This window comes from Streptomyces sp. NPDC051677, assembly GCF_044453465.1.
Taxonomy (GTDB): domain Bacteria; phylum Actinomycetota; class Actinomycetes; order Streptomycetales; family Streptomycetaceae; genus Streptomyces.
Map to the genome: position 1 here is coordinate 18,864 of NZ_JBITCT010000023.1, position 20,582 is coordinate 39,445.

A 20,582-nucleotide genomic window follows, 5' to 3' on the forward strand; every position below is an offset into this window, starting at 1 on the left:
GGACACGGCTCCCATCGCCGTGCACTATGCGCAGCCCTGCACTATGCGCAGCCCCGCATTGTGCGCAGCCCTGCACCAAGCGCAGCCCTTGAGCTTTGCGCCCACTACGCCCATCAGGAGCACGTCATGGAAGCACCGACCCCCGTCGCCGAGGTGAGCGGGCGCGAGCCGGATTCGCCCGAGGCGGACCGGAAGCGAGAGATCGCCAAGCGCGTCTTTCTCTTCCTCATCCCCTTCCTCATGGTCACGATGATGTACGCGACCTACATGGGCACGATGCACTCACCGAAGACCCGGGACATGCCGGTCGCCGTGGTCGGCTCGGGGGCCGTGGCCGAGTCCGTCGTCAGCGAGCTGAAGTCCGTTCAGGACGGCGCCGCCGCTCCCCGACTGGTCACCGACCGCGGGGAGGCGCTCGACCTGCTCAAGGACCGTGACGTCGCCGGTGTACTGCTGATTCCCGCGGACGGCTCCACGGAGGCGACCGTCTACACCGCCCAGGGAGCCGGTGCCTCGCAGGCGGGAACGGTCAAGCAGATCCTGGCCCCGGTGGCGGCGGGCCACGACTGGACGACCAAGACCCAGGACATCGCGCCGCTGCCTCCCGGGGACAGTGCGGGCATCGCCGTGCTGCTCGCCGCGATCGGCATGATCATGGTCGGGTACGTACCGCTGAGCGGGATGATGACGGCGGCGCCCCATCTGCTCGCCCTGCGCAGATTCCTGCCGCTGCTGGCCGGCTGGGCAGCGTTGACCAGCACCGTGACCTGGCTGATCCTGGGGCCGATCGTGGGGGCGGTCGACGGCCACTACCTGGCGTTCGTCGGGATCGGCCTGCTGGCGACGGGCGCCGTGGGCATCGGTCAGCTGCTGTTCGCCAGGTTCCTGGGCGGGCTGGCGCTGCTGCCCGGCATGCTGTTGTGGGTCGTCTTCGGCGTGCCCTCCTCCAACCTCGCCATGCCGATCCACGCGATGCCCGACTTCTTCGGCTTCCTGCACGGCGTGCTGCCGTTGCCGGCCGCGGGTGAGGCACTTCGGTCGGTCATGTACTTCGACGGCCGGGGAGTGGGCAAGCACCTGTTGACACTCGCCGTCTGGCTGGTCGCCGCCCTCGCGCTCGCCCTCCTGATGGAACGCCGCAAGGGGGCCGCCCTCGCGAACGCCCCGGAGTCCGACAACCCTGACGCCCCGCGGCCCGCGATGTCAGGCGGCCCGGTGCGCTCCAAGCGGCTCCGGTACTTCGCGGTGGCCGCCTTCCCGCTGGCCATCCTCACCGTCGTCGTCGGCATGATGAGCGCCTCCCTGCACCAGCCGGAGATTCGCGACATGCCCGTCGTGGTCGTCGGCGCTTCCCAGGAGCAGGCCGAGCAGGCGACCAAGGGTCTTCAGCAGGGCCTGGGCGACCTGGTCTTGCTGACCACCAGCACCTCCCTCGACAAGGCGACCGATCAGATCAGCGAGCGCGACGTCGTCGGCGTGTACGTGCTGCCCACCGCCAAGGGCGGCGAGGCGAAGCTCTACACCTCCTCGGCGGCGGGAGCCGGCCAGCACAACGCACTGCGGGGGATGTTCCAGCAGATCGCCCAGAGCCAGCAGACGCCGCTGGAACTGACCGACGTCAGGCCGCTGAACGCCTCCGACTCCAACGGCAGCAACAGCATGTACGCGGCCATGTCGTGGATCATGTCCGGCTTCGTGATCATGGCGGCGCTGCGCGGCGGCGCACCGGAGATCAGGCGGCTGCGTCAGCTCCTGCCGATGATGGCAGGGTGGGCGGTCGGCATGGCCGTGTGGCTGTGGGTGCTGTTCGACGTCCTGATCGGCGCGATCAACGGCCATGGCTGGGCGATGGTCGGCTTCGGAGCACTGACGATCTTCAGCATCTCGCTGTTCACCGCGGTGTTCACCCGCACCCTCGGCATCGCCGGCGTCGTTCCCGTGCTGGTGATCGCCCTGATGATCGGGGTCCCGGCGTCCGGCGGAGCCATCTCCCTGTACATGGTCCCCGAGGTCTTCCGCGACCTGAACGACGTCCTGCCCCTGCCCGCCGCGGTCGACGTGGTCCGCGCCGCGGTCTACTTCGACGGCGCCGGCATCGGCGGCCACCTGGCGACGATCGTCGGCTGGGGCGCCGTGTGCCTGTTGCTCAACGTGGGAATCGACCGGTGGCTGGCCCGCCGTGAACTCAAGTCCGGCACGGACGAGGACGGCGGCTCCAGCACTCCCGTGGCCGGCCAGAGGACCGAGGGACCTGCTCTGGCCCTGACCGGCGCCGGGGACACCGCCGAACCCTCCCGCCGCGGACGGAGGCGGACCGCGCGCACACGTTCCTGACAGGAGCCGCCGTCCGCCTCCGGGGAGCGGTCCGACGCGGTCCCGTCCCGCCGCCTGTCTTTCTCCGTGTCACGGCGTCATGGCACCTTGCGTGCCGTGACGCCGCTGCGCTCGAAGTCGTAGACGTGGTCGTTGAGGCGGAGGCCGTCGACCGCGCCGATCCACATGAAGTCGGGGCCTTTGCTCACGGCGATCGTGTAGACGGTCGGCCTGGCGTTGCGGGACGTGAACGCGGCCTTCAGGGCGGTGAAGGTGCACGGCGTGGCAAGGGTGCAGCCCGTCACGGTGCCCGTGTTGCCCGTGAGGTACCAGCCGCCGGTCCTCGTGGCGTCGAGGAACGGGCTCCAGCTGTCCGTGACCGGAGACGGGCCCGGCAGCCACACCAGGGAGGAGTACTCCTCGGTGGTGTTCAGGTTCGGGTCGATCTCGAACCTGATGTTCGGCATGTTCCGCACGCCGCCGTAGTCGACGTTCTCGTCCGTCTGGAACACGTGGAAACCGATGCGCCGCAGCCCCAGCAGTGACTTCCCGAAGAAGTCCACCTCGTTGCCGAAGTCGACTCTCTCGATCACCTGCGGGTTCAGCGGGGGATTCAACGACCTGCCCACCACCTCGATGCCGAGGCTTCCCCGCCCGTACGGCGGTCTCGCGGCGGTGCCGGTCACGCCGAACGAGCCGAACGGCCCGTTACGGAGTTCCGCGACGGGGGAGCCGATCGTGTTGCGGGTGATGATGCCCCAGTGGTCCGGGTGGTCTCGGTTGTCGTCCGTGCCGGCGGAGGCTGATCCCGGAAGGAACGCGGCGATGACGGCGACCAGCAGGGCGGCCACGAGCACCGTTCCCCGTCTCACGCCAAAGCGAGCTTTCACGCGTACTCCTAGTACTCCTGAAGGGGAGGTTGAAGAGGTGAGTCACATTATCTGACGCTCTGTAGTCGTTACGGTCCGACATGCGGCATATGTGACGCGTGGCTTGTCACTTCAGGTGACTGGACGCGAAAGGACCCCCGGCGATCCGCCGAGGGTCCTTGAGTCGGTTCCAGGGTCCTGCGTGTGGCCTGCGGGTGCTAGAACGTCCCCAGCTTCACGATCGACAGCAGGGCGATCAGCTGGATGGAGGCCGCGCCCAGCGCCTTCGGCCACGGGAGGTCGTGCGAGCGGGCGACCATCATCGTCAGGAGGGCGCCGGCCGCCACCCACGTCGCCCAGCCCAGCAGCTGGACGAACGACGCGTCGCCGCCGAAGAACATCGCGACGACCAGGCGCGGGGCGTCCGTGAGGGACATGATCAGCATGGAGAGGCCGACCGTCGGCTGCCACGCGCCGTCGCCGCCGAGCTGGCGGGCCAGCGTGTGGGTGACGACGCCCAGCACGAAGGAGCTCAGCACCATCGCCACGGCCGTGGTCAGGACGATCGGGATCGCGTTGGAGAGCGTCGCGTTGATCGCGTCCGTGCGCGCGCCGTCGAAGCCGAAGACCGCGAGCAGGCCGTAGAGGAACGTGACGATGAGGGCGGGGCCCCACATCGTGTAGTCCCGCATCTGCAGAAAGGTCTGCTGGGGGGCGAGGACGACGCCTTTCAGCAGCTCCTTCCAGTGCAGGCGCGGACCGATGGGGCCCGCGGGAGCCGAGCCCGCGTGGTACGTACCACCCTGGTTGTACTGGTCGTACTGGTTGTGGTCGTCGATCGAGAAGGCCTGGGTGTGACCCGGGTTGTTCGCGGCGTACGGGTCGTACGGGGCGCCCGCCGGACCGCCGGCGTTACCGGCGCCACCACCGGCAGGGCCGCCCGGAGCGCCGTACGGGGCGTCGCCGCCGAAGTACTCCGGCTCGTCGCCGTTCTGCCCGCCGTAGCCGCCGCCGTTCGCCTGCGGCCACTGGCCGCCGCCCGAGCCCTGGCCGCCGTACTGCGGCCGCTGCTGCGGGTACGGCTGCTGGGCCGACGGGTAGCCGTACGACGGCCCCGAGGGTCCCGCGGGTCCCGAGGGCCGCGACGGTCCCTGGGGCGCCTGCTGCCCGTACGGAGGGTGTTGCGGTCGCGCTTGCGGGGCCCGGTTGTCCCGGCCGCCGCGTCCGATCCTGAATCCAGCCACGCCTTCGAACGTACCTGTTCCCGCAGAGTGGCGTGCCCGGCCCACCGTTCGCGCACGGCTTTGCTGCCGAGCTGTGACATCCCCTAAGGGGAGTAACGGGTTTGGCGTCAGGGGTTCTTCAGGGGGTTTGGTCAGGGGCTTTCGTCAGGGGAGCGCGACGCCCCCGCGTCCGGGTGGGACACGGGGGCGTCGATACGGCCGTCAGGGTTACCCCCCACCGGCCATGTCACCGGCTGCGCGGGCCACTTCGCCGGCTGCGCGGGCGCTACTTCACCGGCTGCGGCTCCGGCTCGCTCTCGGTGTCCGTCTCGCCCGCCGGGGGCTCGTCGTCGACCGGCGTCTTGACCGACTCCAGGAGGAGCTGGGAGACGTCCACGACCTGGATGGACTCCTTGGCCTTGCCCTCGTTCTTCTTGCCGTTGACCGAGTCGGTCAGCATGACGAGGCAGAAGGGGCAGGCGGTGGAGACGATGTCCGGGTTCAGCGAAAGAGCTTCGTCGACGCGCTCGTTGTTGATGCGCTTGCCGATCCGCTCCTCCATCCACATCCGCGCGCCGCCCGCGCCGCAGCAGAAGCCGCGCTCCTTGTGGCGGTGCATCTCCTCGTTCCTGAGGCCCGGGACGTTCGCGATGATCTCGCGCGGAGGCGTGTAGATCTTGTTGTGGCGGCCCAGGTAGCAGGGGTCGTGGTAGGTGATGATGCCCTCGACCGGGGTGACCGGGATCAGCTTGCCCTCGTCCACCAGGCGCTGGAGCAGCTGGGTGTGGTGGATGACCTCGTAGTCGCCGCCGAGCTGCGGGTACTCGTTGCCGATGGTGTTGAGGCAGTGCGGGCAGGTGGCGACGATCTTCTTCGCCGACTTCGGCTTCTTCGACTCGGGCGTGACGTTGCCCTCGTCGTCCGTCTCCTCGCCGAAGGCCATGTTCAGCGCGGCGACGTTCTCCATGCCGAGCTCCTGGAACAGCGGCTCGTTGCCCAGGCGGCGGGCGGAGTCGCCGGTGCACTTCTCGTCGCCGCCCATGATCGCGAACTTGACGCCCGCGATGTGCAGGAGTTCCGCGAAGGCCTTGGTGGTCTTCTTCGCGCGGTCTTCCAGCGCGCCCGCGCAGCCGACCCAGTACAGGTACTCGACCTCGGTCAGGTCCTCGATGTCCTTGCCGACGACCGGGACCTCGAACTCGACCTCCTTGAGCCACTCCAGGCGCTGCTTCTTGGCCAGGCCCCAGGGGTTGCCCTTCTTCTCCAGGTTCTTGAGCATCGTGCCCGCCTCGGACGGGAACGCGCTCTCGATCATCACCTGGTAGCGGCGCATGTCGACGATGTGGTCGACGTGCTCGATGTCCACCGGGCACTGCTCGACGCAGGCGCCGCAGGTGGTGCAGGACCACAGGACGTCCGGGTCGATGACGCCGTTCTCTTCCGCCGTGCCGATGAGGGGCCGCTCGGCCTCCGCCAGGGCGGCGGCGGGCACCCCGGCCAGCTGCTCCTCGGACGCCTTCTCCTCGCCCTCCGCCGTCTTGCCGCCGCCGGCCAGCAGGTAGGGGGCCTTGGCGTGGGCGTGGTCCCGCAGGGACATGATCAGCAGCTTGGGGGAGAGCGGCTTGCCGGTGTTCCAGGCCGGGCACTGCGACTGGCAGCGGCCGCACTCGGTGCACGTGGAGAAGTCCAGCAGGCCCTTCCAGGAGAACTGCTCGACCTGGGAGACGCCGAAGACGTCGTCGTCGCCGGGGTCGGTGAAGTCGATCGGCTCGCCGCCGGACGTCATCGGCTGGAGGGCGCCCAGGGCGGTGGCGCCGTCCGCGTTGCGCTTGAACCAGATGTTCGGGAACGCCAGGAAACGGTGCCAGGCCACGCCCATGTTGGTGTTGAGCGAGACCACGATCATCCAGACGAACGAGGTGCCGATCTTGATCGTCGCGACCAGGTAGACCAGGTTCTGCAGCGCCGACACGCTCAGGCCCTTGAAGGCCAGGACCAGCGGGTACGAGGCGAAGTAAGACGCCTCGTAGTGGTCCACGTGGTGCAGCGCGCCCTCCAGGCCGCGCAGTGTGTAGATCGCGAGGCCGATGGTGAGGATGACGTACTCGACGAAGTAGGCCTGGCCGGCCTTGGAGCCGGCGAAGCGGGACTTGCGGCCGGCCCGCGAGGGCAGGCTCAGCAGACGGATCACCATCAGGACGGCGATGCCCAGGGTCGTCATCACGCCGATGAACTCGACGTAGAGCTCGAACGGCAGCCAGTCGCCGATGACCGGCAGCGTCCAGTCGGCCTGGAAGAGCTGGCCGAAGGCCTGGGCGAGGGTCGGCGGCAGCGTCAGGAAGCCGACCGCCACGAACCAGTGGGCGAAGCCCACGATGCCCCAGCGGTTCATCCGCGTGTGGCCGAGGAACTCCCGTACCAGCGTCACACTGCGCGCGTAGGGGTTGTCTGTCCGGGTTCCGGCCGGGACCGGCTGGCCCAGTTTGAAGTACCGGACGAACTGACCGATGGCGCGTGCGAGGAGCGCGACGCCGACCACGGTCAGGACCAGCGACACGATGATCGCGGCGAGTTGCATTTCGGGGCTCCTCGGGCCTGCGAGGGGACTTCGGTGGAGATTACTAAGCAGTAACTTATGCAGTCCGTCTGAGAGTACCCCTTATTCTGCGTCGCACTGTAGCGGGGTGCGGAGTGATCTGAGTCGCTGAGGGTTGCCTCAGGAATCCGTCGTAATTGGGCCGTGTTATTCGTACCAAATTGGTACATTTATGACTAATTTATATCCGTGCTCTACGGGATCGTCGCTGCCGCCACCGCCCTGCTCCTCTCCGCCGTCCTCGCCGCGCTGCTGCGCGTGCCCGCTCTGCGCCTCGGGCTGCTCGACCGGCGGCAGCGGCAGCGACGGGTTCCGCTGTTCGGGGGCGCCGCCGTCGTCCTCGCCACCTGTCTCGTCGCGGTCGCCGGGGACTGGACGGGCATCGCCCCGCTCGGGGACGGCATCGAGGTGCTGCTCGCCGCCGGGGGCGCCGTCGCCGCGCTCGGGCTGATCGCGGACGTGTGGCGGCTCAAGGTGCGCTTCCTCGTCCTCGGGACGGCGGTCGCGGCGGCCTTCGTGGTGCCGTACGGCGACACCGGTGTGGCCTCCGGGGTGGCGGGCGTCGGCTGGATCACCTTCGGCGCGCTGGCCTTCAGGGCGCTCGACCACGCCGACGGGGTCGCCGGGACGGTCGGGGTCGTCACCGCCTTCGGAGTGGCCGCGTGTGTCGCCGTCGAGGTGATGGACGGCCTTGTGGTGCTGCTGAGCGTGCTCGCCGCAGCGCTGACCGGGTTCCTCATGCACAACTGGCCTCCCGCGCGCGTGGCGCTCGGCGCGTGCGGGTCGCTCTTCACGGGGTTCCTGCTCGCCGCCGCGGCCGTCGTCGCGCGCGCGGGGCACGATCCGGTCGTCGGCGCGGGGGTGCTGTTCGCGCTCACCGCGGTCGCCGGGGCCGACGTCGTCCTGGTGGCGGCGTCGCGGCGACTGGCCGGACGGCCTCTGCTGCGCGGCGCGCCCGACCATCTCGCCCACCGGCTGCGGCGGCTCGGGCTCACCGCCCAGGGGGTGACCGTGCTGCTCGGCCTCGCGGCCTTCTCGGCGGTGCTCGTCGGGGTGCTGGTGCACGCGGGGTGGGTGGACGTGCGGGCGGTGTGGTGGGTGGCGGGCGTGGCACTCGTCGTGGTGATCGGGCTGCTGCGGGTCTCGGTGTACGGGCCGCCACGCGCGCGTGGCGCTCGCCGACCGCGACCGGGTTCCCGATCCGGCTCCCCGGCCGGCCCCGGGCCCGCCACCCGTTCCGGCGTCGCCACCCGTTCCGGCGTCGCCACCCGTTCCGGCACCGGCGTCCGTTCCGGCGCCGGCGTCCGTTCTTCCGTGCGGTCCGCAGGCCGCTCCGTGGGTCGGTCCGCGGGTCGGTCACCCGACCGGTCCGTGGGTCGCTCCGCCGCCCCTCCCGGCCATCGCTCCGACGCTCGGCGGGCTCCGGTGTATGCGCCTCGGCGTCAACCCGAGTCCGATGACCGTCCCCCTCGGGCCGAGGTTCGGCGGGCCGGGGGATCTGTATCATCGCAGGTCAACACGGGATTGCGTGTAAGGAACGGATAAGAGTTGAGTGGGTACGACTCAGGTCTGTTGACCGAGTGGCGAGCCTCGTGCACACTTGAGTCCGTTCCACTCAAGTCAGCTGGAGGAAGATCACCATGGCACGTGCGGTCGGCATCGACCTGGGCACAACCAACTCCGTCGTCAGCGTTCTGGAGGGCGGCGAGCCCACCGTCATCACCAACGCCGAGGGTGCCAGGACCACGCCGTCCGTCGTCGCCTTCGCGAAGAACGGTGAGGTGCTCGTCGGCGAGGTCGCCAAGCGCCAGGCGGTGACCAACGTGGACCGGACCATCCGTTCCGTGAAGCGTCACATGGGCACCGACTGGAAGATCGAGCTCGACGGGAAGCCCTTCAACCCGCAGCAGATCTCCGCGTTCATCCTGCAGAAGCTCAAGCGGGATGCCGAGGCCTACCTGGGCGAGAAGGTGACCGACGCGGTCATCACCGTCCCGGCCTACTTCAACGACTCCGAGCGTCAGGCGACGAAGGAAGCCGGCGAGATCGCCGGTCTCAACGTCCTGCGCATCGTCAACGAGCCCACCGCGGCCGCGCTCGCGTACGGCCTCGACAAGGACGACCAGACGATCCTCGTCTTCGACCTCGGCGGCGGCACCTTCGACGTGTCCCTCCTGGAGATCGGTGACGGCGTCGTCGAGGTGAAGGCCACGAACGGCGACAACCACCTCGGCGGCGACGACTGGGACCAGCGTGTCGTCGACTACCTGGTGCAGCAGTTCAAGGCCGGCCACGGCGTGGACCTCGCCAAGGACAAGATGGCGCTGCAGCGTCTGCGCGAGGCCGCCGAGAAGGCGAAGATCGAGCTGTCCTCGTCCACCGAGACCTCGATCAACCTCCCCTACATCACGGCGTCCGCCGAGGGCCCGCTGCACCTGGACGAGAAGCTCACCCGCGCCCAGTTCCAGCAGCTGACGGCCGACCTGCTGGAGCGCTGCAAGACGCCGTTCCACAACGTCATCAAGGACGCCGGCATCAACCTCTCCGAGATCGACCACGTCGTTCTCGTCGGCGGTTCGACCCGTATGCCCGCCGTCGCCGAGCTCGTCCGCGAGCTGACCGGCGGCAAGGACGCCAACAAGGGTGTGAACCCGGACGAGGTCGTCGCCATCGGCGCCTCGCTCCAGGCCGGTGTCCTCAAGGGTGAGGTCAAGGACGTCCTGCTCCTCGACGTGACCCCGCTGTCCCTCGGCATCGAGACCAAGGGCGGCATCATGACCAAGCTGATCGAGCGCAACACGACGATCCCGACGAAGCGTTCGGAGATCTTCACGACGGCCGAGGACAACCAGCCGTCGGTGCAGATCCAGGTCTACCAGGGCGAGCGCGAGATCGCGGCCTACAACAAGAAGCTCGGCATGTTCGAGCTGACCGGTCTGCCGCCGGCCCCGCGTGGCGTCCCGCAGATCGAGGTCTCCTTCGACATCGACGCCAACGGCATCATGCACGTGACCGCGAAGGACCTGGGCACGGGCAAGGAGCAGAAGATGACCGTCACCGGCGGCTCCTCGCTGCCGAAGGACGAGGTCGACCGCATGCGCCAGGAGGCCGAGCAGTATGCGGACGAGGACCACCGCCGCCGCGAGGCCGCCGAGGCCCGCAACCAGGGCGAGCAGCTCGTCTACCAGACGGAGAAGTTCCTCAAGGACAACGAGGACAAGGTCCCCGGCGAGGTCAAGACCGAGGTCGAGGCCGCCGTCGAGGAGCTGAAGGCCGCGCTCAAGGGCGAGGACACCGCGGAGATCCGCACGGCCACCGAGAAGGTCGCCGCGGTCTCCCAGAAGGTCGGCCAGGCCATGTACGCCGACGCGGGCGCCCAGGCCGCCGGTGGCGCGTCCGCCGGCGCCGAGGCCCCCAAGGCCGACGACGACGTCGTGGACGCCGAGATCGTGGACGACGAGCGTAAGGACGGTGCCGCGTGACGGAGGAGACCCCGGGCTTCGAGGAGAAGCCCGACGTCCCCTCCGGCGCCACCCCTGACGACGCCGAGCCGAAGGCCGCCCCCTCCTCCGCCTCGGCGGAGGGGGCGGCCCCGGCCGGGGACGCGAACCAGACAGCCGGTCTGGTGGCCCAGCTGGACCAGGTGCGCACCGCGCTCGGCGAGCGCACCGCGGACCTCCAGCGCCTCCAGGCCGAGTACCAGAACTACCGCCGTCGGGTCGAGCGCGACCGGATCGCGGTCAAGGAGATCGCCATCGCGAACCTCCTGACCGAGCTCCTGCCCGTGCTCGACGACATCGGCCGCGCGCGGGAACACGGCGAACTCCTCGGCGGCTTCAAGTCCGTCGCGGAGTCGCTGGAGACCGTGGCCGCCAAGATGGGCCTGCAGCAGTTCGGCAAGGAGGGCGAGCCCTTCGACCCGACGATCCACGAGGCCCTGATGCACTCGTACGCGCCCGACGTCACCGAGACGACGTGCGTGGCGATTCTGCAGCCTGGGTATCGAATCGGCGAGCGAACCATCCGCCCCGCGCGGGTGGCCGTGGCCGAACCGCAGCCCGGCGCGCAGCCCGCGAAGGCCGACGAGGCCGAGACGGCGGCGGCGGACGACAAGGAGAGCGGTGGCCCGGACGAGGGCTGAGCTTGACGCGATCGCCGCGGCGATCGTCGTGACTACGCGAGAGGAGGGACGTCGAGGGTGAGCACCAAGGACTTCATCGAGAAGGACTTCTACAAGGTCCTCGGCGTCCCCAAGGACGCCACCGAGGCCGAGATCAAGAAGGCGTACCGGAAGCTCGCCCGCGAGAACCACCCGGACGCCAACAAGGGCAACGCCAAGGCGGAGGAGCGCTTCAAGGAGATCTCCGAGGCGAACGACATCCTCGGCGACCCCAAGAAGCGCAAGGAGTACGACGAGGCACGCGCCCTCTTCGGCAACGGCGGCTTCCGCCCGGGCCCCGGAGCGGGCGGCGGCTCCTTCAACTTCGACCTGGGCGACCTCTTCGGAGGCGGCGCCCAGACCGGCGGGGCCTCCGGCGGCTTCGGCGGAGGCATCGGGGACGTCTTCGGCGGCCTGTTCAACCGCGGCGGCCCGGGCACGACCCGTACCCAGCCCCGGCGCGGCCAGGACATCGACACCGAGGTCACCCTCACCTTCACGGAGGCCATCGAGGGCGCGACGGTCCCGCTGCGCATGTCCTCGCAGGCCCCCTGCAAGGCGTGTTCCGGCACGGGCGACAAGAACGGCACGCCGCGGGTGTGCCCGACGTGCGTCGGCACCGGCCAGGTCGCGCGGGGCTCGGGCGGCGGCTTCTCCCTCACCGACCCCTGCCCCGACTGCAAGGGCCGCGGTCTGATCGCCGAGCATCCCTGCCTGGACTGCAAGGGCAGCGGGCGCGCCAAGTCCTCCAGGACCATGCAGGTCCGCATCCCGGCCGGGGTGACGGACGGGCAGCGCATCCGCCTGCGCGGCAAGGGTGCACCCGGCGAGCGAGGCGGCCCGTCCGGCGACCTCTACGTCGTCGTACACGTCGACCCCCACCCGGTGTTCGGCCGCAAGGACGACAACCTGACGGTGACCGTGCCGGTGACGTTCACGGAGGCGGCCCTCGGCGGCGAGGTCAGGGTGCCGACGCTCGGTGGACCGTCCCTGACCCTGAAACTGCCGCCCGGCACGCCCAACGGCCGCACCATGCGGGCGCGGGGCAAGGGCGCGGTCCGCAAGGACGGCACCCGCGGCGACCTGCTGGTCACCGTGGAGGTGAGTGTCCCGAAGGACCTGTCGGGGAAGGCTCGTGACGCGCTGGAGGCGTATCGCGAGGCGACCGCGGGCGAGGACCCGCGGGCGGAGCTGTTCGAGGCCGCGAAGGGAGCCTGAGAGTGATGGACGGCCGTCGGCGCAGTGACAATTTTCGTGGGCCGTATGAACTGACCGAGGAGACCCCGGTCTACGTCATCTCGGTAGCGGCCCAGCTCTCCGGCCTGCACCCGCAGACGCTGCGCCAGTACGACCGCCTGGGCCTCGTCTCCCCCGACCGCACCGCCGGCCGGGGCCGACGCTACTCGGCCCGCGACATCGAACTGCTCCGCACGGTGCAGGCGCTGTCCCAGGACGAGGGCATCAACCTGGCCGGCATCAAACGGATCATCGAGCTGGAGAACCAGGTGGCCGCCCTGCAGTCCAGGGTGGCCGAGATGGAGGCCGCGCTGGACGGTGCGGCCGCGGCGATGCAGCAGCGCGAGGCGGCGGTGCACGCGTCGTACCGACGGGACCTGGTGCCGTACCAGGAGGTACAGCAGACCAGCGCGTTGGTGGTGTGGCGTCCGAAGCGGCAGCAGCCGTCGGACTGAGGCGTACCGACTGAGGTGTACAGGTGTACATGGGAAGGGGCCCGGAGTTTCGGGCCCCTTCGCTGTTGTTCACGGGCGGTCAGTCGCCCATGCCGACGGTCGGGGTCGGGGTCGGGGGCTCCTGGCCGGGCGGCTGTTGCTGCGGTTGCCGGGTGGGGGCGGTCGGTCGGGTCGTAGGGCCCTTGGGCATGCCCAGCTGCCAGAGGTGGGAGCCGGGGATGGAGGGGGTGGGGGCCGGGGTGGTCGCCGTCTCCTTGGCTTGGCTCGGTTCCGGGCGGCGCCAGCGTTCCGGGACGGTCGAGTTCCGGCGTACGGCGTTCTCGTCGCCGGCTGCTGCCGCCGCGACGGCGCGGGCGCGCAGGGCGCTCTGGCGGGCGATCGGGGAGAAGCCGGGGGCCGCGTTGCCGGTCTCGGACGGCAGACCGCGCACGCCCATCCGGTTCAGCTCGCCCTGGACTCCCGCCTCCGGGGCGAATATCTCGCGCGGCAGCTGCCAGGAGGCCGCGCCGTCCACGTCGACGCGGTGTTCGTGGCCGTCCACGGCGAAAGTGAGGCCGTAGCCGATGTACTGGTCGTCCCTGTCGAACAGCAGGTCCCCGGAGATCTCGCCGCCCCGGTCGCGCACCTCGTGCGCGAGGTCCTGGAGGGCGGGCGGGAGCGGGTTGGTGCGGCCGAGGCTGGTGACGTAGCCGTCGCCGCGGGCCACGTGCCGCTCCTTGGTGTCCTGGTCGACGTAGGGGACCTGGAAGCGGGTGACGCCCTGGTCGTCCTGGTAGGTCTCGATCGCGCCGACGCGTGCCTCGACGAAGGACAGCCGCTGCTCGCCGTTCTCGCCGTGCCCGTACTTCTCTTGCATCGCCGGGAACTGGACCTGGTGCTGGAGCGCCGGCGGCGGCTTCGAGCCGATGATCGTGACGTGGGCCTCGCGGTTCTGGATCAGGATGATCTCCGCGTTGGCGACGGCGGTGCCGCCGGAACCCACGACGATCCACTCCCTGGCGGCGTGCGCGTCGAAGCGGCTCTCGGCGACCTCGTCGCCCAGCAGCGCCCGCCCCGGCGCGGCCTCACGCGCGCTCTCCCACTTCTGGGTCGAGTCGAGGGCGGTGAAGCAGTTGCCCATGCGGGTGGCGGCATCGGGCTCCAGGCCGGCCGTGAGGGCGTCCTTGAGTGCCGAGGACGCGGGGGAGTTCAGTGCGTCGAGCACGGTACGGGTGTCCGCGCCGCCCCGCTCGGCCTGCGTCAGCCAGGCGCGCATCGCGCCCGCACCGGCGGTCCCCTGCCCCTCCAGCTCCCGGAGCCGGTCGCCGATCAGCCGCACGGCTTCGCCGCGGCTCTCCACGGCGAAGTCGCCGCGCGGCATGCCCGGTACGACCTCCGGAGTCAGACCGGTGGCGATGCTGGGCGTGCCGTCGCAGGCCACCCAGAGGGGAGTCGCGCTCTCCTTGCCGTCGTCGCCCAACGGGCGTACTTCGGCGAGGAGTTCGCCGTTCCGGCCGAGCCGCAGCCGGGCGTGGCCGTTCACCAGGTCCCCCTGGGTGGCCAGTTGGTCCTCCCAGATGCGGACGGCGTGGATGGAGATACGGTGCCGGGGATCCTCGACCGCCGCGTACGGGTCGACGCCCATCCACTGGGCGAGATCCCGGTCCTGGTCGGCGGACTGCACGATGCCGTCGCCGGGGTCCAGGTGCCAGCGGCCCGCGCCGTCGATCAGCAGCGCGTCCGGACTGCGCCCGGTCAGGCTCGCCCCGCCGCCGATCACCACCTGGCGCAGGGGAAGCCGCCCGGCGGCCAGCTGCCCTTCCAGCGCCCGCACGGTGCGGTCGCCGACCTGCGCACGGTACTGCGCCCACTGCGCGGCAGCGGGTTCCAACTGGTCGCGGGGGAGGGGGAGGCCGTTCTGGTCGTAGCCGGGGAGGGGCATGGTGACGTCACGCCGGCCGATGAACGCCTCGACCTGCCGCTGCGCCCGCAGAGCCGCGTCGCGGGACGCCTGGAGGGCGGTGGCGTCGGCGGGGGAGAGGTGTTCTATGGGGTGGGCGAGGTCGTTGACGAGGTTCTCAGCGTCGTAGGAGAGGAATTCCGCGGATGCGAGGAGTCGTATCTGAGCTGCCCTGAATTCAGCGTTGTAGGTGTCCGGCTCCGTGATGGCGCTTGTTGGACGCATACCGCATTGGTCCAGTAGCGCGGAGAGTTCGGCACGTGACTCGGCCCTTTGCTGCTCCGGAAGTTCCGGAGCGGAGGCTCGGTCGGCAAGCCAGTTGAGTTCGCCGATGACACCACGGTCCTGGCTCGACAGCTCACGTCTGTCACCGATTTCGGCCCCTTGGTCCAACAGGCTCTCGCGCACCGGTGCCAGACCTTGGCTGGAGCGGTCGCGTACGGCGATGAGTTCCCCGATCTCATGGGCGAGGACCCGAGTCAGCTGCTCGGTCGGGAGACGGTCGGATATCTGGACGATGTAGTGGTCCGACGTCGTGTTCGCCGCAGTGCCGGCGATCACGCCCGTCTCCATGGGAATGGCGTCCACCAGGAAGTTCGCCGAACTGCCCTGTGCGTCCACCAGGACGAAGCGCAGGTCCTCCGTCTCCAGCCGGTCGAACGAACCGAACCGTTCTCCCAGGACGACGGACGCCACGGCGCTCAGTTCGCGTTCGGCCGTTGCGATCAACCGTGATTGCTGAGCCTGCATCTGTGTGTCGGTGACCGCCCCGTCCACGTGATGTTCCTCCCCCGCCTTCACCTACGAAGTCGTCGAACAGCCCTTAGGATCATGTCATGTTGACAGCACGCTCATCGTCCGAAGCGCACCTGTACATGGACCTTCACGCCTGTGAGTGCGGATCCGGCGACTTCGAGCGCCGACACCGCTTGGAACAGCACGGTGACGACATCGTGGCGGTGTACGAGGGTGTTTGTCGGCAGTGCGGGACGACCCGTCGATTCACCTTTCGCATGGCGGAGGAGAACCCGCCTCCTCCGCCCGCATTCGGCGGTCCGGAACCCTCGAAGATCATCGATCCGGGGGAATTCGCCGATGTCGCCTTCCGGATCTCAGAGTCTGCGGGAGTGGAGCTTCTCAACACGCCTGAGTCGGAGCACCACAAGCTGCGCAATCCCGTCGCCTATGCCGTCGCGGCGTTCGAAGAGATCCCCAAGTTCATTCCGCCGGGCGAGGACGCCGTTCCGGCCGCCGCTTTCACCTCCGAAGCGGGTAAGGCCCGCTATGAGCGTGAACCGCGTAAGTTCGAGCGCAAGATTCTCGAGATGAACATCAAGAGGGCCCGTGCGGTTCTGGCCGGCATCGATGAGGTCAGTGCGCCCTGAGGTGGCGCAGGAGGCCTGTGAGGGTCTCCTGGGTGGTGGCCAGGATGACGTCCGGGGTGTCGCTCTCGCGGAGGCGGATCGTTCCGTCGGGGGTGGGGGCGAGGTAGAGGCAGTTGCTCTCGGGGCCTCCGCTGAACGATGACTTCTGCCAGTCCAGTTCGGGCATACGGGCCTCCTAGAGCGTGTAGAGCAGGTGTTGGATGAGGGCCAGCGAGTCCTTCACCGAATGTGCTTCGGGGGCCAACGATACGTCGACAGGGTGTAGGGCGTTCTCCGTGAGGCGGTCGAAGAGTGCGCTGTATTGGCGAAGTTGGGCGGGTTCGCGCAGGTAGTCGGGGCCCGTCGCCCGATCGTGGATCACGGTGCCGAGCCGTGGGGTGGCGGGGATGGCGTGGACGAAGTTTCCGCTGAGAGCCGCGTAGGCCTGCGCGCTGAACGGATAGACCTGGATGGTCACGTTGGGCAGACGTGCCAACTCGATGAGCCGAACCAACTGCTCGCGCACGACTTGAACGCTGCCGAAACGCATGTGTAGTGCCGCTTCGTGGATCACGGCATGGACGGAGGGCGGGTTCCTGCGGGTGAGGATGTGTTGCCGTTCCATGCGGAACTTCAGGCCGTCCTCGATGTTCTCGAAGCCGAGTTTGGGGCTGCTGAAGATGGCCCTGGCGTAGTCGGCGGTCTGGAAGAGGCCGGGGATGAAGAGTGACTCGTGCATCCGCAGAGCCACCGCATCGGCTTCCAGTTCGGCCAGGTTGAGTGCCGCGGACCCGAGGCGTTTCTTGTACGCACCCCACCACCCCTTGCCGGTCGCCTCGGACATGGACACCAAGGCGTCGATGTAGGGCTCGTCCGTGCAACCGTAGGTCCGGCAGAGCTCCAGCAGCCGCTCGGTCAGGATCGACGTGCGGCCCAGTTCGATGTGGCTCAACTGCGCTCGGCTCATGCTGATGCGCTGGGAGGCTTCGGCCGCGTTCAATCCCGCTTGTTCGCGCAGTTGTTTGAGTTCGAAGCCGAGGCGGCGCTGGCGTTCGCTGATGGTGGTGCGTAGTCCCACGGTTACTCCTTGCTCACTCGCTCAAAGTCTGCACCGCGTGGGGTGGTTGGTCCACTAGATCAGGTGAACAGGTTGAGATGTAGAACCCATAAGCCCTACCGTAGGTGTGGGATCAGTCACGCAAAGAAACCATCCAACTTTCCCTGCCCGTAAGCCGACAGAGCACCCACACCCTGTGGGCGACGCAATCGCTGGGCATGCCAAGGAGCCCCGCCCGCCATGAACCCAGCCCGCCGTGCCGCTCACCGCCCCACTCAACTCACCTGGGACTACAGCCTGTTCGCCCCCGCTGACGTCACCTCGCCGCGCGTGTGCCGGGACTTCGTGCGTGCTGTTCTCTTCACTCACGACCGGGAGTCCCTCGTCATGCCGGCGGCCCTGTGCACCTCGGAGCTCGTCACGAACGTGCACCTGCACACCAAGGGCACCGCCATGCTCCGCATCCGGCTCGCGCCGAGCGGTCTGCGGGTCAGCGTCTTCGATGAGAGTCCTGACCCGCCCGTCGTCACTCGCCCCGCCGCCGGGGCCGTCGCCTGTTGGGGGAGGGGGCTCGCGCTCGTCGAGGAGATGGCGGATCTGTGGGGCGTCGCCGATGAGCGAGCGGGGCGGTATGCGAAGGGGGTGTGGTTCGAGCTGGGCAGGGGCGATAGACCGTTTCTTCGTCGCTCGAACGGGTGAACCGGGTTTGTTTCCCCTGGTCAGCCCAATTGCTCTGTCTACCGTCATGGCGTCGCTTGTGCCCCGAGGAACGTCAAGCCCACACTTGAGGAGGTGATGCCCCCATGACCGCTCTTGCGCACGAGAGGCCCGAGACCATGCCTGAGACCAGGATCGAGCTCGTGTCTACGCCAGAGGACGGCCCCGACCTGGACGAGGTCGTGTGGCGGGCATGGAAGGCCATGGAACTCCCCGAGGGCTACCGCGCTGAGATCATCGAGGGAGCCATCGAGGTGTCGCCCACCGGCCGCTACTCACACAGTCAGATCATCTTCCTGCTCAAGGAGATGTTGGGGGACTTCCTGAAGGGCGGCGATTTCGCCACCCGAAACGACACGAACATCATCCACGAAGGTTCGGCATGGGTACCCGATCTGTTCGTCGTCGCGAGGGACCCCGAGCGCTATGTGACGGATGACGGCATCGGCCTGACCGCCGCCGCGGTGCGGGTCGTCTTCGAAGTCGTCTCACCGGGCAAGCGCAGCCTCGACCGCGACCGTGTGAAAAAGCGCCGCGCGTACGCTCGCGCCGGCATCCCCGTTTACGTCCTCGTCGACGACTACGACGGCCAGGGCGCCGTCACCCTCTTTACCGGGCCGCAGCCCGACAAGGCCGACTGGGAGGACGTCCACCGTGTCCCCTATGGGACGGACGTGACCATTCCCGAGGGCCCCGCCAAGGGTTTCGTCATCGGCGAGGCGATCACCGGGCCCAAGCGGGGCTGAAGGTGAACCTGTTCAGCCAAGCTGTTCCGTCGTCCCGTCCGGGTGGATCAGGAGGCGGATCGCGCCGCCGTAGCGGTTGTCGGTGATCGTGGCCGGGGTGGGGGCTCCGAGTTGTTGGGCGCGTTGCTGGAGGATCGACAGGACCACGTCCTGGATGTCGCCGTAGGGCGGGGCGGTGACCGGGACGCCGTCGATCAGGCCGGCGTTGGGGGAGAAGACGTGCACCTGGGCGTCCGCCGTGGCGGGGGGCGGGGGCGGCGGCGTCGGTTCGGTCATCGGGGGTCTCGGTTCCTTCTCGCTCGGGTCCGGCTCGGGTCCGGCTCAGGCGCTCTTCGCCTCGTCCTGATCGGGGACGTCCGCGGTGACGTCCATGGCGACGTCCACGGTGCGAGCGTACGTGCCCCGGGCGAGGCGTTGCAGGCGGCCCGACTTGACCAGCGCGGACAGGACGTTACTGATCGTTTTCGACGGGTCGCCGTAGATGCCGGGCGGGAGGGCGCGCAGGACGTCGCGGGCGGAGAAAGGGCCGGGAAACGTCGACACCGCTGTTTCCACGGCGGCCCGGATGCTGGGGGCGGAGGTGTGGGCTGGGAGGGCAGTGGAGTGGCGGGCGGCACCTGCGGTGGTTCCCCCGGAAGGGGTCGTCGGGTGCGGGAGGCGTGCCCGGATGCCCTGGAGTGCGGTGCGGATCGGCTCCAGGTGGACCTCGTCGCCGTCCGAGGTCGCGGCCAGCATGGTCGCCACCTTCTCGATGTTGGCGAGGGAGGCGGCCAGTTCGCGCAGCAGCGGTTCCAGGAAGTCGCGGCGCAGGGCCGCCACCGGGTCGGTCGTGGCGAGTTCGACGGAGACCGAGCCGGTCAGGGCTCGGAGGGGGCTGGTGGTCTCTGGGGAGGTCTCGGCGAGGTCGCAGGAGCCTTCACCGTTGCCCTCCGGCGCCATCACATCCAATGCCTCCACCGCCTTGCGTACGGCGCGGAGGTTCTCCGGCAGTTCCGGGGCGATGTCGCCGCCGGGCACGCTCGCCAGCATCGTGACCAGCTGCTCCAGGCTGTCGAGCGTGGGCAGGGCGGAGCGGACCAGGGGGGCCAGCAGAGCCTGTCGTACGGCCTGGGCGGGATCCTCGTACGAGAAGGCGATCCGCTGCCCGGACTCGGCCGCTGCCATGTCCTCGCTCCTGCTTTCCGGGTGTGCGTGCGAGTGGGGATGTCTGTTGCTGTGGGGTGACTGTGCGGCGGTGTGCTCGTGCAACTGCCTCGGTATCGCGGGCAACTGCCGCTGGTAGGAGGCTAGTTGCTCCTGGCGGGCGTCGAAAGCGTCGAGGACCTGCTCCAGTTCGGGCAGGCCTCGCTCGGCGGCGTGCCGGGCGGCCGCGTCGGTGGTGCGGGAGCGCAGCCGGAGCAGTCGGCGGGAGGTGTCGCCCGAGCCGGTGCCGGAGCTCGTGCCGGTGCCGGTGCCGGTTGCGGAGGCGGGGCCGTCCGTGGGGTGGGTGGGCAGGTTGCCGTTCGGGTCGCCGAGGGCGAGGGCGCGGCGGATCCAGCGGCGGTCTTCCAGCGTGGTCGCGGCCGCGTAGCCGTAGGGCTCGGCGTGGGCGACCGCGTCCTGGAGGCATTCCGCCCACAACGGGCAGGAAGCGCACAGGTCGCGGGCGGTGCGCAGCAGGACCAGGTGCTGGTGGCGCTGTTCGGGTGAGGTGTGGGGAGAGCTGTCCGGGATGTCCGTCGACGCCTCCAGCAGCGGGTGCTGGAAGACGTCCGGTCGGCGCTGGCAGGGCAGGGCGGCGTCGGGTATGTGGGCGCCCGCCGCCGATCCTCGTACCGGCCCGCGCGCAGGGCGCGCGTGCAGCACCGTATGGCTGGCCATACGCATGTGTGTTGTCCCCCGTGGTGATCCGTGATCGGAGGGGACTCT

Annotated in this window: 17 protein-coding genes; 9 read left to right on the forward strand and 8 right to left on the reverse strand. The window is 69.3% G+C overall.

All coding sequences use genetic code 11. The features are described from left to right. Window positions 1–126: 126 nt before the first annotated feature. Window positions 127–2,334 carry an ABC transporter permease gene (locus tag ACIBAF_RS25810; RefSeq protein ID WP_399466042.1) on the forward strand — a complete coding sequence of 736 codons (2,208 nt, stop codon included), beginning with the start codon at window positions 127–129 and terminating at the stop codon, window positions 2,332–2,334. 77 nt (window positions 2,335–2,411) lie between these two features. On the opposite strand, the gene ACIBAF_RS25815 is transcribed toward ACIBAF_RS25810, so the two are convergent. From ACIBAF_RS25815 to ACIBAF_RS25825, 3 genes are all read right to left on the reverse strand, one after another. Further along, complete coding sequence (locus tag ACIBAF_RS25815) at window positions 2,412–3,185, reverse strand: hypothetical protein (protein WP_399466044.1); 774 nt, start codon at window positions 3,183–3,185, stop codon at window positions 2,412–2,414. Between the two features lie 215 nt (window positions 3,186–3,400). After that, window positions 3,401–4,426 carry a Yip1 family protein gene (locus tag ACIBAF_RS25820; RefSeq protein ID WP_399466045.1) on the reverse strand — a complete coding sequence of 342 codons (1,026 nt, stop codon included), beginning with the start codon at window positions 4,424–4,426 and terminating at the stop codon, window positions 3,401–3,403. A gap of 265 nt (window positions 4,427–4,691) precedes the next feature. Then, the gene (locus ACIBAF_RS25825; RefSeq protein ID WP_399466047.1) at window positions 4,692–6,983 is read right to left on the reverse strand and encodes a (Fe-S)-binding protein; all 2,292 of its coding nucleotides are present in this window, start codon (window positions 6,981–6,983) and stop codon (window positions 4,692–4,694) included. Between the two features lie 207 nt (window positions 6,984–7,190). Here ACIBAF_RS25825 and ACIBAF_RS25830 point away from each other — a divergent pair, with 207 nt between their 5' ends. The 5 genes from ACIBAF_RS25830 to ACIBAF_RS25850 all read left to right on the forward strand — a co-directional run bounded on the left by ACIBAF_RS25830 (window position 7,191) and on the right by ACIBAF_RS25850 (window position 12,851). After that, window positions 7,191–8,546 carry an undecaprenyl/decaprenyl-phosphate alpha-N-acetylglucosaminyl 1-phosphate transferase gene (locus tag ACIBAF_RS25830; RefSeq protein ID WP_399466048.1) on the forward strand — a complete coding sequence of 452 codons (1,356 nt, stop codon included), beginning with the start codon at window positions 7,191–7,193 and terminating at the stop codon, window positions 8,544–8,546. Between the two features lie 95 nt (window positions 8,547–8,641). Next, the gene (gene dnaK, locus ACIBAF_RS25835; RefSeq protein WP_399466050.1) at window positions 8,642–10,483 is read left to right on the forward strand and encodes a molecular chaperone DnaK; all 1,842 of its coding nucleotides are present in this window, start codon (window positions 8,642–8,644) and stop codon (window positions 10,481–10,483) included. Continuing rightward, window positions 10,480–11,142, forward strand: coding sequence for a nucleotide exchange factor GrpE (gene grpE, locus ACIBAF_RS25840; protein ID WP_399466052.1), 663 nt, complete (start codon window positions 10,480–10,482; stop codon window positions 11,140–11,142). Before dnaK ends, grpE begins: the two co-directional genes overlap by 4 nt. A gap of 57 nt (window positions 11,143–11,199) precedes the next feature. Beyond that, complete coding sequence (dnaJ, locus tag ACIBAF_RS25845; RefSeq protein ID WP_399466053.1) at window positions 11,200–12,378, forward strand: molecular chaperone DnaJ; 1,179 nt, start codon at window positions 11,200–11,202, stop codon at window positions 12,376–12,378. 5 nt (window positions 12,379–12,383) lie between these two features. Then, window positions 12,384–12,851, forward strand: a complete 468-nt coding sequence (locus ACIBAF_RS25850) for a heat shock protein transcriptional repressor HspR (RefSeq protein ID WP_399320088.1) — start codon at window positions 12,384–12,386, stop codon at window positions 12,849–12,851. 79 nt (window positions 12,852–12,930) lie between these two features. Here the strand turns inward: ACIBAF_RS25850 and ACIBAF_RS25855 are convergent, their stop codons facing one another. Beyond that, window positions 12,931–15,567 carry a hypothetical protein gene (locus tag ACIBAF_RS25855; protein ID WP_399466055.1) on the reverse strand — a complete coding sequence of 879 codons (2,637 nt, stop codon included), beginning with the start codon at window positions 15,565–15,567 and terminating at the stop codon, window positions 12,931–12,933. Window positions 15,568–15,626: 59 nt separating this feature from the next. Here ACIBAF_RS25855 and ACIBAF_RS25860 point away from each other — a divergent pair, with 59 nt between their 5' ends. Next, the gene (locus ACIBAF_RS25860) at window positions 15,627–16,175 is read left to right on the forward strand and encodes a hypothetical protein (RefSeq protein ID WP_399466057.1); all 549 of its coding nucleotides are present in this window, start codon (window positions 15,627–15,629) and stop codon (window positions 16,173–16,175) included. On the opposite strand, the gene ACIBAF_RS25865 is transcribed toward ACIBAF_RS25860, so the two are convergent. Both ACIBAF_RS25865 and ACIBAF_RS25870 read right to left on the reverse strand, forming a co-directional pair. After that, a complete protein-coding gene (locus ACIBAF_RS25865; RefSeq protein ID WP_399466059.1) occupies window positions 16,162–16,341 on the reverse strand; it encodes a DUF397 domain-containing protein in 180 nt (59 codons plus the stop codon). The genes ACIBAF_RS25860 and ACIBAF_RS25865 overlap by 14 nt on opposite strands. 9 nt (window positions 16,342–16,350) lie before the next feature. Beyond that, window positions 16,351–17,232: a helix-turn-helix domain-containing protein gene (locus ACIBAF_RS25870; RefSeq protein ID WP_399466061.1), complete on the reverse strand. Its 882-nt coding sequence runs from the start codon at window positions 17,230–17,232 to the stop codon at window positions 16,351–16,353. Between the two features lie 219 nt (window positions 17,233–17,451). Between ACIBAF_RS25870 and ACIBAF_RS25875 the strand changes: the two genes are divergently transcribed. Then, window positions 17,452–17,910: an ATP-binding protein gene (locus tag ACIBAF_RS25875; RefSeq protein ID WP_399466063.1), complete on the forward strand. Its 459-nt coding sequence runs from the start codon at window positions 17,452–17,454 to the stop codon at window positions 17,908–17,910. 104 nt (window positions 17,911–18,014) lie between these two features. Beyond that, window positions 18,015–18,674 (forward strand): Uma2 family endonuclease, encoded by a 660-nt coding sequence (locus tag ACIBAF_RS25880; protein WP_399466065.1) that lies wholly within the window; start codon window positions 18,015–18,017, stop codon window positions 18,672–18,674. A 12-nt stretch (window positions 18,675–18,686) separates the two neighbouring features. On the opposite strand, the gene ACIBAF_RS25885 is transcribed toward ACIBAF_RS25880, so the two are convergent. Both ACIBAF_RS25885 and ACIBAF_RS25890 read right to left on the reverse strand, forming a co-directional pair. Beyond that, window positions 18,687–18,950: a hypothetical protein gene (locus tag ACIBAF_RS25885; protein WP_079660937.1), complete on the reverse strand. Its 264-nt coding sequence runs from the start codon at window positions 18,948–18,950 to the stop codon at window positions 18,687–18,689. Window positions 18,951–18,995: 45 nt separating this feature from the next. After that, window positions 18,996–20,534 carry a WhiB family transcriptional regulator gene (locus ACIBAF_RS25890; protein WP_399466068.1) on the reverse strand — a complete coding sequence of 513 codons (1,539 nt, stop codon included), beginning with the start codon at window positions 20,532–20,534 and terminating at the stop codon, window positions 18,996–18,998. Window positions 20,535–20,582 lie beyond the last annotated feature (48 nt).

Excerpts from the sequence above, each read along its gene's own strand:
- ACIBAF_RS25810 (WP_399466042.1), top strand. The coding sequence starts at position 127 with ATGGAAGCACCGACCCCCGTCGCCGAGGTGAGCGGGCGCGAGCCGGAT.
- ACIBAF_RS25825 (WP_399466047.1), bottom strand. The coding sequence starts at position 6,983 with ATGCAACTCGCCGCGATCATCGTGTCGCTGGTCCTGACCGTGGTCGGC.
- dnaK (WP_399466050.1), top strand. The coding sequence starts at position 8,642 with ATGGCACGTGCGGTCGGCATCGACCTGGGCACAACCAACTCCGTCGTC.
- ACIBAF_RS25850 (WP_399320088.1), top strand. The coding sequence starts at position 12,384 with ATGGACGGCCGTCGGCGCAGTGACAATTTTCGTGGGCCGTATGAACTG.
- ACIBAF_RS25860 (WP_399466057.1), top strand. The coding sequence starts at position 15,627 with ATGTTGACAGCACGCTCATCGTCCGAAGCGCACCTGTACATGGACCTT.
- ACIBAF_RS25865 (WP_399466059.1), bottom strand. The coding sequence starts at position 16,341 with ATGCCCGAACTGGACTGGCAGAAGTCATCGTTCAGCGGAGGCCCCGAG.
- ACIBAF_RS25875 (WP_399466063.1), top strand. The coding sequence starts at position 17,452 with ATGAACCCAGCCCGCCGTGCCGCTCACCGCCCCACTCAACTCACCTGG.
- ACIBAF_RS25880 (WP_399466065.1), top strand. The coding sequence starts at position 18,015 with ATGACCGCTCTTGCGCACGAGAGGCCCGAGACCATGCCTGAGACCAGG.
- ACIBAF_RS25885 (WP_079660937.1), bottom strand. The coding sequence starts at position 18,950 with ATGACCGAACCGACGCCGCCGCCCCCGCCCCCCGCCACGGCGGACGCC.
- ACIBAF_RS25890 (WP_399466068.1), bottom strand. The coding sequence starts at position 20,534 with ATGGCCAGCCATACGGTGCTGCACGCGCGCCCTGCGCGCGGGCCGGTA.